Raw genomic sequence first — 12,434 nt, 5'->3', positions numbered from 1 at the left:
GCGAGGCAAAGCGTTGCCACGGAAACACACGGAAAGCGATCACAGCGGGAGATCGACAGGTGTCGCTGAACCACTACGCCGCCACCGCGTGCGTGACCCGGATCTTCGACTGGCCGTGCGGGCGCCGCTCCCAGTCGTCCATGAAGCGGGCTGTCAGGCCATGCCGTTCGGCCAGCGAGAGGAGGGTCTCGGTGCGGTAGTAGAAGTCCTCGCGGAGCACCTGGTGCTCGGTGCCCTCCGTGCGATCGTAGGTGAAGTCGAAGAAGCCGCCCGGGGCCAGCACCCGCCCGACGTTGGCCAGGCACTCGTCGATCACCTCCAGCGGCGAGTGCGAGAAGACGCTGTGGGCGTGCACCACGGTGAACCAGCCCGACGGCAGGAAGTCGAGCGTCAGGTTCTCGACGAGGGCCAAGTGGGGGAGGCGGCCCTGCAGGCCCCGGCGGACGAGGGTGCGCTGTGCCTCGAGGAGGATGTCCGGCGAGATGTCGATCCCGTAGTAGTGACCGGGGTCGAGGTGGTCGATGAACCGCCACCCCGCGCGCAGGTTCCCGCAGCCGATCTCCAGCATCCGGTCCTGCGTCTTCAGCCCGTGTTCGACCAGGTAGTCGAACTGCATCTGCCCGAGCGCCAGCCAGCTGGCCTCCGAGCCGCTCCCGACGGCACGCTCGGGGCTGCGCGCGGTGTCGGAGGCCATGACGGCGCGGTAGTACCCGACGTGGTCGCGGTGACGGAAGCCCAGCCAGGTGTCCCGTGCGGCGCGGCGTAGATAGGCAGGGATCCGCCCGGGGTGCCGTACGGCATATCGGACCTTGTGCTTCAGAGACGACCGGTTCCTCGACAGCTCGGGCTTCGGCATGGCTGACTCCGTGATCCACGACGGCCCCCGCCTGGCAGCGTAGCCCGGGGCGAGCGGCACGGCCTCTCCGCCGGAGCGTCCCCGCCCGGTCGGCAGTACGCCGCTGTGCTGCCGTCAGCCCTCGGCGGGTCAGGCAGCGGATCCCCGTCGTACCCCTTCACCTCTCCGAATGTCGACAGGTTGTCGAGGTGTCCGCGGGCCGTGGACACCTCGATGGGCCGACATCCCGCGCGCAGGTGGTCGATGAACGCCTCGACCTCGGCGGCGGTCCACTGCCACGGATACTGACCGGAGAACTTCGCCAACCGCTGGACCAGTTCCAGTCCGCGGTCGATCGTATCCTCCTTCAAGAGGGTGTCCAGTTGGTGGGGTACGGAGTGTCGTCTGAGACACGTTGAGCCAGTTGATGCAGGCGCTGCCACCTTCGAGGCGCGTCTGCCTCGGTGAGCTGTGGCAGGACCTGCTCAAGCTCGCGGATGCGCCGGTTCAGGGTCCTGAGGCGCCGTGCGTCGAGGTGACCACCGTTGTTCAACCACGTGTGCACGCACCCGGCGAGGTCGGCATCGAGCATCACAAGGTCGATGCCGGCCAACTCAGCGCCGTTCAGCCGGGCGGGCCACGGCTCACTCCTGAATTCCTGCCACAAGCGGGCCACCACGACTTCGGACTCATCAGCTGCGTTCACGGCACTGATCATCGTGCAGCCGTCTCGGGGGTGTCACGCGGTTTGGGGCAGCGTCGACAGCAGATCAGCGCTGCTGGCGATGCCGACGAAGGCGAGGAAGTGCTCGGCCTTGCGCGGTCGGGTCAGGCTTCGGGGATGGCGCGGCCGTAGGCGGCGAGGGCGACGGCTTCGGGTTCGGGGCCGCCGCGTCGTCCGGTCTCGAGTGCGTCGATGGCGGTGAGCTCGTCGGCGGTGAGTTCGACGTCGAAGACGTCGATGTTCTCGGTGATGCGTGCGGGCTTGGTCGACTTGGGGATGACCGAGCGGCCCTGCTGGAGGCCCCAGCGCAGCAGCACCTGGGCGGGGCTCTTGCCGTGCGCCTCGGCGATGCGGGTGACGGCGGGGTCCTGGAGGACGCTCTTGCGGTCCTCCCCGTATCCCGGGTAGAAGGTGATCCCTCCGATGGGGGACCACGCCTGGTTGAGGATGCCGTGCTGGTCGTCGAAGTCGAGGACGATGCGCTGCTGGAAGTAGGGGTGGATCTCCAGCTGGTTGACCGCGGGGACGACGGAGGTCGCGTCGAGCAGTGTCGTCAAGTGGTCGACCATGAAGTTGCTGACGCCGACGGCGCGGACCTTGCCGTCGGACAGGAGCTTCTCCAGGGCGCGGTAGGCCGCAATGGTCCGTCGGGTTCGCCGTCCTCGCACGTGGTCAGAGGCTGCCGAGCAGTGCCAGGCGCTCGGCGCTGGTGGAGCCCTGGTCGGCGTAGTAGACGACGATCAGCTGGCGGGCCTGCGGGCGCACCATCTTCTCGTAGTGCAGGTCGAGTTCGCCGACGAGCGGGTGGTTCAGCCGGGTGAGGCCGGTGTCGCGGCGGCGGACCTCCCGGCGGGTCCACAGGGTGCTGAACCGCTCGCTGGCGACGGTGAGTTCGCCGATGGTCTCCAGTAGCTCCGGGTCGGCCTCGTCGATGTTGAGCATGGCGCGCAGGCCGGAGACGGCCTTGGCGGTCATGTCGTCCCACTGCGGGTAGAGGCTGCGCATCTCGGGTTCGAGGAAGGCGGCCCGCAGCGGATTGCGGCCCACGGCGAAGAAGGGGCACAGCAGCACGGCCAGCCGGTTCGCGGCGACGACCCGTCCGCCGGCCCCCTGGGCGTAGGCGGGGGTCTGCGGCCAGCTGTCCAGGAGCGGCTGGAGATCGCCCTGGTTCGTACGGGCCCGGCTGCGCGGCCTGCGGGTGGGCGGAGCGGGGTGGGCGAGTCGGTGCAGGTAGGCGACGGTATCCTCGTCGAGCTGGAGGGCGCCGGCGAGGGCGGCCAGGATCTGGTCGGAGGGGTTGAGGTTGCGGCCCTGTTCCAGGCGCAGGTAGTACTCGGGACTGATGCCGGCGAGCTGGGCGACCTCCTCGCGCCGCAGTCCGGGTACCCGGCGCCGCTCACCGGCGGGCAGCCCGACCTGTTGCGGGCTGATCTGCCCGCGCCGGGCCCGCAGGAACTCGCCCAGGGTTTCGGCCGTTTCGTGCACCATGCTCTCGACGCTAATGGCTCAGCAGTCCGAGGCGGACCAGGCTCTCCGCGGTGGCCACGACGGCGTCCTCGTTGGAACGCGGAGACCAGCCCAGCTCCTTGCGAGCCTTCGCGTTGGAGGCGCGGCGCACGACGCCCAGCTGCACGTACGCGGACACCCCCGGCCCTTCGGTCTCCGTCCAGTCGGCCTCGCTGAACGTCCGTGCGGTCCGCCGGTGACCGTAACCCACCGCTGCGAAGGAGGAGGTCAGCACCGTGCGCCGGACGCCCGCGTCCCGGGCGGCGCGCAGGACCCGCAGGGCCCCGTCACGGGCCGGGACGATCACCTCGTCCGCACTCTTCGGCCGCGCTCCGGGAAACGGCGAGGCCACGTGCAGGACGTGGTCGGCTCCCGCCACGGCCCGGTCCCAGCCCCGGTCAGAGGTCAGATCCGTCTCCACAAAGGAGACGCCGTCCGCGTGCGGGGATCCGGCCACGACGAGCATCCGCTCGACGTCGGACCGCCGTGCCAGGGAGCGCACCGTGGTCGTGACGGTGTGCCCGGCGGTCAGGAGCTGCGCGATCGTGTGGGAACCCAGAAACCCGGTTCCGCCCGTGACGAGTACATGTGCCATGCCCTTATGGTCGGCAGCCGGATCGTCGCGTTCCAGATCTCACCGATACCAGTACTCCGAGGGACAGTCTCAGCGCGACGCCGGCCCCTCCCTATTTCGTACGGCTCCGTCGGTATCGTCCCGCCCGACTTCTGGTCGGAGCCGGAGATGTGACTCACACGGTGCCCCGAGCTGCCGACTGCTCCACGTTCGTCAGGGCCCAGCGTGCCTACGGCCATGTCGCGCTGGAAGCGCCAACAGGGCGAGGGATTTGACCCGATGGGGTATGGCAGCACGGCGGACAGCACCTGCGGCGACGAGGTGGTCGCCCTGGAGGCCCGTAAGGCCACCCGGATGGCCGGCCGGGCCGCCACCGTCTCTGCCACGCCGCTGCCATCGGACCCGCCCGAGCCGCTGGACCCACAACTGCCGCAGCGCAGTCTCCTCAGCCAGCGGTGGTCGGCGGTTCTGCAATGCCGATGAAGTTTCCGGCTCTGGTCTGGATGTGGACTGACCACCCCAGCGCGGTGAGGTCGTCCCTGAGGGTCTGGGCATCGTGGAACACCTTCACGATGCGGTACTGGCTGCCGTCATCCAGTCGACGCAGCGCTGCTGGGATCGGCTGGTTCGCGAGGACTTCCTCGTATGCGGCTGCGCCTGGGCCGTCGTCGATGAAGATCGCTTTGCCGCCCGGCGCGAGTGCGGCCGAGACGGTGCTCCAGAAGTCGGGCAACCGCGTCGGTGGGACATGGGAGAGCCAGAAGGCGAAGAACACGGTGTCGTAGCGTCGTGGCGGCTGCCACTCGAACAGGTCGGCCTCGATGAACTGGACGGTGGGGGACGTGGTGCGCGCCCGAGCGAGGGCCAACACTTCGGTTGCCGCGTCGACGGCCGTCACCGAACGTGCCCGTGCGGCAAGTCTCGGGGTCCACTGGCCCGTTCCGCAGGCCAGCTCCAGCACATCCCCGGCGATCGGGAGGTCATCGACGACAGCCAGCAATTGCTGCAGGGCTTCATATTCTGCGTATTGCCGGTCGTATTCGGCCGCGGCGGCCCTGTAGTAGGCCCTCTGCTCTGCCAGGAGAGCGGCGTCATCCATGCGGGTTCCTCTCATCCGGGCTCGGACAAAGCCGATCAGGCTCAGCTCGCCGACCTGGTTGCCGTAGACACCGTCGGCCTTCACCTTTGGGGAAGGTCAAGAGTCAGAGGGTCCCCACGGCGGAGCCGTGTGTCGAGTTGCCGTACGTGGACGTGCCCTGCCCGCCCGGCATCGGTGCTTCAGGCGGAGGTCGGCGCTCGTCTGGATCTGAGCGCAGTGGACTGTGCCCGGACGATGACGATCGCGAGGAGGAAATCCAGGAGGGCGGAGGCGAGGAAGACTCTCGCTGGGCTGGGAATGCCGTACTGGGAGAAGGAGACCAGCCGACCGACGCCCCCGAGGAAGATCGGGGCTGCCAGGAAGTAGACGAGCGCTCCCTGCCGACGGATCGTTGCCGCCGCCCAGAAGAACAGGGGAGCCCAGCCGATGTAGACGACGGCCATGAAGCGTTGCAGTCTGTCCGCGTCCGCCGGGCCTCCCCGCGACAATTGCTGCAGGGACGTCTCCGAGCGCCATGGCGGTGGCCGCCAGCAGGTAGACACGGACGATGGTGTTGGCTGCTGCGACAGCGGAGGGTCTTTCTGGCTTGGCGGTCGAGCTCGCCGACTCCTTGATGTCCTGGCGGTACCTTCGAACCTGTCGCAGCTGTCGGCGGCGGCTGAAACTCTGGTCCTGGATCAACTTTCAATGCCAGGGCCACGGAGGGTCACCGAAACCGCGATCGTGACCGGCCTCGCGCGGCGAGGAGGACCCGTTTGCGGGACAGGTCGAAGTTGGCGCGGCCGAACATCTGGCGCTTCAGCATCTTGATCTTGTTGTTGTGGTCTTCGCCGGCGCCGGAGCTGTATCGCAGGCTGAGGCCGGCGATGACGGCGTCGAGGCGCTCGCCGAGGCCGGTCACGAAGGTGTGCAGGGCAGGCAGCTCACCGCGGCCGTCAGGGCCTGGGACAAGCGGGCGCCGGCCCAGCCGGCCGGCATCACCGCGACGTGCTCAAGTACTGCCTGCGGGCCGGCGCTTCGCCGCCCGTGCCGGAAGGTCGGCCCGTCGGCCTGCTCAGCGAACGTCGCCTGCGCACTGGCACGTTCGCCGCAGCAGAACCGCCGCATCTGTAACTCGATCAACACCGGACGCCGGCCCGGGACTCGTCCGGAACTTGACAGAGATCGCTTCGGAGGGGCGGCCCTGGCCGGGGGACAGGTGCGGCCTCGCAGTTGTTCGGCTGCCGCAATCACCCCGCGGTCACGCACCGCTCCATGACACTGCGACAGCAGCGATTCGCACTGGGCTCCCGTCTTGTCGCTGCCCGGCAGGCGGGCCCGCCCTCGCCAGGTCGCGCGGGCGGTCGCGGGCGGGGGAAGATCAAGTGGTGAACTCATCTGTGGCGGAGGCCGTCTCCGTCGTTCTGCTGCTGGCGGTGCTGGCGTGCGCTGTCATTCGCCCGTTCGGGTGGCCGGAGGCGGTGGTCGCCGTCCCGGCTGCGGGTGTGGTGATCGCCACCGGTGCGCTCTCGCTGGCGCACGCCCGTGCGGAGGCAGAGCGGCTCGGGCCGGTGATCGGGTTCCTTGCGGCCGTCCTGGTCCTCGCTCAACTGTGTGACGACGAGGGGCTGTTCCACGCGTGCGGGGCGTGGATGGCCCGTAGTGCGGCGGGGCGCCCGCGCCGCCTGCTGGTGCAGGTGTTCGCCGCCGCGTCCGTGATCACCGCGGTGCTCAGTCTGGATGCCACGATCGTGCTGCTGACGCCGGTGGTGTTCGCCACCGCCGCCCGGCTCGGTGCCCGGCCGAAACCGCACGTCTACGCCTGCACCCACCTGTCGAACACCGCGTCGCTGCTGCTGCCGGTCTCCAACCTCACCAACCTGCTCGCGTTCGCCGCCAGCGGGCTGAGCTTCACGCGCTTCGCCGCCCTGATGGCCTTGCCCTGGCTGGCGGCCATCGCCACCGAGTACGTGGTCTTCCGCCGGTTCTTTGCCACCGACCTGGACGCAGGGGCTCAGGCCCCACGCACCGCCGGGCAACGCGAACTGCCGGTGTTTGCCCTCATCACAGTGGCCTGCACGCTGGCCGGGTTCGTCCTCACGTCCGTGGTGGACGTCAATCCCGCGTGGGCGGCCTTCGCCGGCGCCCTCGTGCTCGCCGGGCGGGCTCTGGCCCAGCGCCGTACCACGCCCACCGCCATCGTGCGGGCCGCCGCGGTGCCGTTCCTCGCCTTCGTCCTGGCCCTGGGACTGGTGGTCCGCGCGGTCGTCGACAACGGGCTGGCGGCGGGGCTGGGACACCTGATCCCGGGCGGTACCGGGCTGGCGGCGTTGTGCGGTATCGCGGCCCTGGCCGCGGTGCTGGCCAACGTCATCAACAATCTGCCCGCCGTGCTGGTGCTGCTGCCGCTGACCGCCCCGTCCGGGCCGGCCGCTGTCCTGGCAGTCCTGCTGGGGGTGAACATCGGCCCGAACCTCACCTACGCCGGCTCCCTGGCCACGCTGCTGTGGCGGCGCATCGTGCACGAACACGACAGTAACGTCGAACTCGGTGAGTTCACCCGGCTCGGTGTCTTCACCGTGCCTGCCGCCCTGGGGCTGTCGGTGGTGGCACTGTGGACCTCGCTCACCCTCATCGGAGGCTGACCGTCATGAAAGTCATCGCCTGGATCACCGAGGGCACCTGGCCAGCCGGCATCGACGCCGCCCGCGCCCACGCGCCCGACGACGCCGACATCGTGCTGCTCCACGTCACCCCGGCCGACGTCCCGGGCGCGGCGCACGGCGCCTTCGCCGGTCTGCTCGGCCGAGGCCATGGCGAACGCGACCCCGGCACGCAGGTGGAGCACCTCGCCGCTGCCTCCGCCGAGACGTTCCTGGCCGAGGCCGCGCAGCGTCTGGGCCGCCCGTGCGCCCGTGTCGAGCGGACCGGCCGGGTCGAGCGGGAGGTCGTCGCAGCTGCCGAGGGTGCCGACCTGCTCATCCTCACCCGCGACGGTGACCGGACCCATCTCGGGCCGCGCAGCCTGGGGCATGCCGGCCGTTTCATCGTCGACCACGCCCCGTGCCCCGTCCTGCTGGTGTGGCCCGAGCCCGCGCCAGGCATCGACACCATCCCGCCCCCGCCACCCCACCCGCCGCACCACCGATAGCGGCAGGCACCCGGCATCGGACCGTCTTCCGCGGCCAGGAACATGGGCGACGGTGAAGCAGATCGAATTCTTGGTGCGATGCGAGCAGTCGATGTCCAGCAGACCTCGGTGGCGGGGATCCCGGCAGCTGAGCCCGGCTCTTCCCGCTCGCGGCGCCGGTGGGCGCCGACAGCGAGCCGACGCCCCGTCGACATGCCTGTAGGGCGTCCACCGGCAGGTCCCCGGGAGCTCCTCACGCCTCCTGGCGGGGAGGCTTCGCCGGAGCACCCCGGCGACGCCCCGCTGTACCGGTGACGGGTGACTCCGAGGAGCGCAGGTGTTCCCTCAGCCACTGCTCGGTGTTGTTGACGTGCAGGAGGGCGGCGGCCTGGCTCAGGAAGGCGTCGCGGGAGGAGAGGGCCGTGAAGATCGACTCGTGTTCGGCGAGGGTGCGGCCCGCGGCCTGGTCGTCGACAAGGCCGCGCCAGATCCGGGCGCGCAGCGTGCGGCCCGATATGCCTTCCAGGAGCGTGAGGAGCGAGTCGTTGCCCGTCGCGGAGATCACGGCCCGGTGGAAGGCCGCGTCGTGGGCGTTGAGCTGCTCGACATCGTCGCGGGCCTCGCGCATGGCGTCCAGATGGCGCTTGACCTCGGCCAGTTGGTCGTCGGAGATCCGGGTGGCGGCCAGGGCGGTGGCCGCCGGCTCCAGCAGCCGGCGGACCTCCATCAGGTCCAGCAGCGCGGCCGAGTCGCTCTGGAGGAGTTCCACGGCTCCCCCCAGGCCCTCGAACAGCAGGCTGGGCTCCAGACTGGTCACGTACGTTCCGTCGCCTCGCCGGACGTCCAGCACGCGTGCGACGGCCAGTGCCTTGACGGCCTCGCGGGCGAGGTTGCGGGACAGGCCCAGCTGGGCGGCGAGGTCCGCCTCCGGCGGCAGCTTCGAACCCGGAGGCAGCGCGCCGCTGCGGATCAGCTCACGGATGTGCTCGATGGCCTTGTCGGTCAAAGACACCGCGCACTCCTCCCGCGACCGGCCCGCGCCGGCACGTCCGCCCTGATCAGGCCCCGAGCGCGAAGGTCGGCCCACAGACCGTCGGGAACGGGCCGGTGGTGAAGTTCCGCGTTCCGCTCGACCTGTTCGCGGTTTCGCATGCCCAGGGTGACGTTGATGATACTGGGATGCGTGCGGGGGAAGGCCATGGCCGCGGCGGGCAGGCTCGTCCCGTGCTCCGCGCAGACCTGGGCGATCTCGCGGGCGCGCGCGACCAGCTCCGGCGGAGCCTCCCGGTAGTCGTACATCATTCCCTCGGCAGGCCGGTCGTGGGAGAGCAGCCCGGAGTTGAACACGCCGACGGCGACCACACTTTTGCCCAGTTCCCGCGCGGCGGGCAGGACGTCGTCCAGCGCCGACTGGTCGAGGAGCGTGTAGCGCCCGGCCAGCATCACCACGTCGGCGGCGGTCTCGCGCAGGAAGCGGGCGAGCATCGCCGACTGGTTCATGCCCGCGCCGATCGCGCCGATCACTCCCTGGTCGCGCAGCTCCTCCAGCACGGGCATGGCCTCCTCGGCGGCCTGCCGCCAGTGGTCGTCCGGATCGTGCAGGTAGACCACGTCCAGGCGGTCCAGCCCCGTGCGCTCCAGGGTCTCCTCGATCGAGCGCAGCACTCCGTCCCGGCTGAAGTCCCACCGCCTGCGCAGATCGTCCCGTACGACGAAGCCCTCGCTGTCGACTCCGCGCGGCCGCTCGTTGGGCACGAGAAGCCGACCCACCTTGGAGGACACGACGTACTCGGCGCGCGGCAGGTGCCGCAGTGCCGCGCCCAGCCGGCGCTCGGACAGGCCGAGACCGTAGTGCGGCGCGGTGTCGAAGTACCGGATGCCGGCCCTCCAGGCCGCCGCCACCGCGGCAGCCGCGTCCTTCGCCGGGGTGGCCTCGTAGAGGTTGCCGATGACGGAGGCTCCGAAGCCGAGTTCGGTCAGCTCGACCGTGGTGTTCCTGATCTTCCGGCGTCCGATGGGCCGATGTCTCATGTGTGCTCGCTCCCTGCGCTGTGTTCCGGGCGACGTTCTGAATGGCCAGGGCAATGACCGAGCCCAAGGCCGGCTCAGCGGCTGACGTGGGCGGATCCGCCGGCGATCAGGGACTCCACCTCGGCGAGCGATGCCATGGAGACGTCGCCGGGGGTGGTCATGACGAGGGCGCCGTGGGCCGATCCATAGGCGAGGGCGCGCTGGAGCCCGGGGACATCCGGGGACGGCGGACGCCCGTCGGAAGGCCGTCCGCCCCCGCCCGCGGTCAGCAGCCCGTAGATCAGGCCCGCCGCGAAGCCGTCGCCGGAGCCGATACGGTCCAGCACGTGCAGACCGCGCATGACCGGTCCGGCGATGAAACCGGTCTGTGGCGACCAGGCGGCCGTGGACCAGTCGTTCACCCCGGCGGAGGGGACCTCCCGCAGGGTCGTCGCCAGCACTGTGGCACCTGGCGCCCGGTCGGCCGCCTCGGCGAGTGCGTCCGCGACCTCATCGGCCGTGATCCGCACGGCACCCGGGCGAGGGCCGACCAGACCGAGCGCGCCCACCACCACGTCGGCGTGCCGGACGAGCCGCAGGTCCACCTCGCGGGCCCGTTCCGCGCCGCCGCGGTCGGCCCAGAGGCTGGGGCGGTAGTTGGGGTCGTAGGAAACCGTGACGCCATGCCGCCGTGCCGCGGCCATCGCCTCGTCCGCCACGTCCACCGTGGTGTCGGACAGACCAGCGAAGATGCCGCCCGTGTGGAACCAGCGCGGGCCGGAACCGAACACCGTCTCCCAGTCCACGTCTCCCTTGCGCAGCTGGGACACCGCTGTGTTCGCGCGGTCGCTCACGCCCAGCGCGCCGCGGACGCCGAAGCCCCGTTCCACGAAGTTCAGTCCGTTGCGGGCGGTGCGGCCGATGCCGTCGCCGGGCACCCAGCGGATCAGTGATGTGCCGACACCGCCCTGGAGGATCAGGTCCTCGGCCAGTCTCCCCACCTCGTTGTCGACCAGGGCGGTCACAACGGCCGTGCTCAGGCCGAAACAGCGGCGCAGTCCCCGTACGACGTTGTACTCGCCGCCGCCCTCCCAGATTTGGAAGGTGCGGGCGGTGCGGATGCGGCCCTCGCCGGGGTCGAAGCGGAGCATCACCTCGCCGAGTGCGATGACGTCAGGACCGCCGCCGGTCATGTCATGCCCCTCTCCACGGCCTCCGCGGTCAGCCGGCGGACCTCGTCGTAGTCGCCGCGCTCCAGGTGGCCGGCGGTTGCCATCCAGCTGCCGCCGACGGTGAGGACCGCAGAGTGGGAGAGATAGCCGGGGAGATGCACCGGGCCGATTCCGCCCGCGGGCAGGAAGCGCGCTCGGGGGAACGGAGCCGCGAGCGCCTTGAGGAACCCCAGGCCGCCGAGCGGCTCGGCGGGGAACAGTTTGACCGTGTTCAAGCCCGCGCGCAGGGCCCGCATCAGCTCCGTGGCAGTGGCGATGCCCGGCACGACGGGGACTGCCAACTCCCGGCAGGTGGCGACGACGTCCGCGTCGAAGCCGGGTGACACCACGAAGCGGGCACCGGCCGCCACGGCCCGCTCCGCCTGCTCAGGCGTGAGCACGGTGCCGGCGCCGACCGTCAGCCCGCCGTGCGCCGCCATCGTCTTCACCACCTGATCGGCGTCGGGGGTACGGAAGGTGACCTCGGCACACCGGGCTCCGCCCGCCGCGAGAGCGTCGGCCAGCGGAGCGGCGGCGGCCGCCGAGGGCACGGTCAGCACGGGCAGGATGCGCGATCCGGCCAGCACGGAGGCGAGATCGATGGTCATCGGCCCAGCCATCCGCCGTCGACGGGCAGGAGGGTGCCGTGGACGTAGGCGGCGGCGTCCGAGGCCAGGAACACGGTGGCGCCCGCGAGATCGTCGGCCTCGCCCCAGCGCCCGGCGGGGATGCGGTCCAGGATCGCCCGGCTGCGCACCGGATCGTCCCGCAGCGCCTGGGTGTTGTCGGTGGCGATGTAGCCCGGGGCGATGGCGTTGACGTTGACGCCGTGCGGTGCCCACTCGTTCGCCAGTGCCTTGGTCAGTCCGGCGATGCCGTGCTTGGCGGCCGTGTAGCCCGGGACGGTGATGCCGCCCTGAAGGCTGAGCAGCGACGCCGTGAAGACGATCTTCCCCTGGCCCCTGGCGACCATCGTCGCGCCGATCGCCCGCGTGAGCGCGAACTGGGCGCTGAGATTGACCTGGAGGACCAACTCCCAGTCTGCATCAGAGTGTTGGGTCACAGGGGTACGGCGGATCGTGCCCGCGTTGTTGATCAGGATGTCCACCGGTCGCTCGCGGCTCGCGAGGTCCGCGCCCAGGGCGCGTACGGCGTCGGAATCGGCGAAGTCGGCGCGGATCGCCTCGAAGGAGCGCCCCGCGGCTCGTACGTCCTTCTCCACCTCGCTGCCCGATTCCTCCAGTTGGGCGCTGACGCCGATGACGTCGGCGCCGGCTTCGGCGAGGGCTCGGGCCATGGCCCGGCCGATGCCGCGCCGGGCGCCGGTGACGACGGCGAGTCGGCCGGTCAGGTCGAAGAGGGGCAT

General features: G+C 70.7%; 14 protein-coding genes and 1 pseudogene. 3 read left to right on the top strand and 12 right to left on the bottom strand.

The features are described 5' to 3' along the window. Positions 1 to 73 precede the first annotated feature (73 nt). Positions 74 to 856 carry a class I SAM-dependent methyltransferase gene (locus ACWCQS_RS22400; RefSeq protein ID WP_451006057.1) on the bottom strand — a complete coding sequence of 261 codons (783 nt, stop codon included), beginning with the start codon at positions 854 to 856 and terminating at the stop codon, positions 74 to 76. A gap of 403 nt (positions 857 to 1,259) precedes the next feature. On the opposite strand from ACWCQS_RS22400, the gene ACWCQS_RS22395 reads away from it, so the two are divergent. Next, positions 1,260 to 1,691: a hypothetical protein gene (locus ACWCQS_RS22395; RefSeq protein ID WP_451006056.1), complete on the top strand. Its 432-nt coding sequence runs from the start codon at positions 1,260 to 1,262 to the stop codon at positions 1,689 to 1,691. Here ACWCQS_RS22395 and ACWCQS_RS22390 read toward each other — a convergent pair. From ACWCQS_RS22390 to ACWCQS_RS22365, 6 genes and pseudogenes are all read right to left on the bottom strand, one after another. Continuing rightward, complete coding sequence (locus ACWCQS_RS22390; RefSeq protein ID WP_451006055.1) at positions 1,664 to 2,227, bottom strand: aldo/keto reductase; 564 nt, start codon at positions 2,225 to 2,227, stop codon at positions 1,664 to 1,666. The genes ACWCQS_RS22395 and ACWCQS_RS22390 overlap by 28 nt on opposite strands. A 4-nt stretch (positions 2,228 to 2,231) precedes the next feature. After that, complete coding sequence (locus ACWCQS_RS22385; RefSeq protein WP_451006054.1) at positions 2,232 to 3,047, bottom strand: helix-turn-helix domain-containing protein; 816 nt, start codon at positions 3,045 to 3,047, stop codon at positions 2,232 to 2,234. Positions 3,048 to 3,057: 10 nt separating this feature from the next. Beyond that, the gene (locus ACWCQS_RS22380) at positions 3,058 to 3,660 is read right to left on the bottom strand and encodes an NAD-dependent epimerase/dehydratase family protein (protein WP_451006053.1); all 603 of its coding nucleotides are present in this window, start codon (positions 3,658 to 3,660) and stop codon (positions 3,058 to 3,060) included. Between the two features lie 424 nt (positions 3,661 to 4,084). Then, positions 4,085 to 4,738, bottom strand: a complete 654-nt coding sequence (locus ACWCQS_RS22375; RefSeq protein WP_451006198.1) for a class I SAM-dependent methyltransferase — start codon at positions 4,736 to 4,738, stop codon at positions 4,085 to 4,087. Positions 4,739 to 4,917: 179 nt separating this feature from the next. After that, a complete protein-coding gene (locus tag ACWCQS_RS22370) occupies positions 4,918 to 5,280 on the bottom strand; it encodes a DUF4345 family protein (RefSeq protein ID WP_451006052.1) in 363 nt (120 codons plus the stop codon). Positions 5,281 to 5,444: 164 nt separating this feature from the next. Beyond that, a pseudogene (locus ACWCQS_RS22365) lies at positions 5,445 to 5,663 on the bottom strand (hypothetical protein); the annotation flags it as partial. A gap of 442 nt (positions 5,664 to 6,105) precedes the next feature. On the opposite strand from ACWCQS_RS22365, the gene ACWCQS_RS22360 reads away from it, so the two are divergent. Together ACWCQS_RS22360 and ACWCQS_RS22355 are read left to right on the top strand one after the other, a co-directional pair. Next, on the top strand, positions 6,106 to 7,362 hold the full coding sequence (locus tag ACWCQS_RS22360; protein WP_451006051.1) for an SLC13 family permease: 1,257 nt from the start codon (positions 6,106 to 6,108) through the stop codon (positions 7,360 to 7,362). Positions 7,363 to 7,367: 5 nt separating this feature from the next. Then, positions 7,368 to 7,868 carry a universal stress protein gene (locus ACWCQS_RS22355; RefSeq protein WP_451006050.1) on the top strand — a complete coding sequence of 167 codons (501 nt, stop codon included), beginning with the start codon at positions 7,368 to 7,370 and terminating at the stop codon, positions 7,866 to 7,868. Between the two features lie 232 nt (positions 7,869 to 8,100). Here the strand turns inward: ACWCQS_RS22355 and ACWCQS_RS22350 are convergent, their stop codons facing one another. From ACWCQS_RS22350 to ACWCQS_RS22330, 5 genes are all read right to left on the bottom strand, one after another. Further along, positions 8,101 to 8,859 carry a FadR/GntR family transcriptional regulator gene (locus ACWCQS_RS22350; RefSeq protein WP_451006049.1) on the bottom strand — a complete coding sequence of 253 codons (759 nt, stop codon included), beginning with the start codon at positions 8,857 to 8,859 and terminating at the stop codon, positions 8,101 to 8,103. Beyond that, entirely contained in the window at positions 8,850 to 9,878 is a 1,029-nt protein-coding gene (locus ACWCQS_RS22345) for an aldo/keto reductase (RefSeq protein WP_451006048.1), read from the bottom strand. The genes ACWCQS_RS22350 and ACWCQS_RS22345 overlap by 10 nt, the downstream gene beginning before the upstream one ends. Positions 9,879 to 9,952: 74 nt before the next feature. Continuing rightward, on the bottom strand, positions 9,953 to 11,050 hold the full coding sequence (locus ACWCQS_RS22340; RefSeq protein ID WP_451006047.1) for a PfkB family carbohydrate kinase: 1,098 nt from the start codon (positions 11,048 to 11,050) through the stop codon (positions 9,953 to 9,955). Then, positions 11,047 to 11,676, bottom strand: a complete 630-nt coding sequence (locus ACWCQS_RS22335) for a bifunctional 4-hydroxy-2-oxoglutarate aldolase/2-dehydro-3-deoxy-phosphogluconate aldolase (RefSeq protein WP_451006046.1) — start codon at positions 11,674 to 11,676, stop codon at positions 11,047 to 11,049. Before ACWCQS_RS22335 ends, ACWCQS_RS22340 begins: the two co-directional genes overlap by 4 nt. Further along, positions 11,673 to 12,434, bottom strand: coding sequence for an SDR family oxidoreductase (locus tag ACWCQS_RS22330; RefSeq protein WP_451006045.1), 762 nt, complete (start codon positions 12,432 to 12,434; stop codon positions 11,673 to 11,675). The genes ACWCQS_RS22335 and ACWCQS_RS22330 overlap by 4 nt, the downstream gene beginning before the upstream one ends.

Source organism: Streptomyces sp. NPDC002076 (assembly GCF_053593835.1).
Note: the sequence above shows the minus strand (reverse complement) of the source record. Positions and strands in the feature narration are given on the sequence as shown.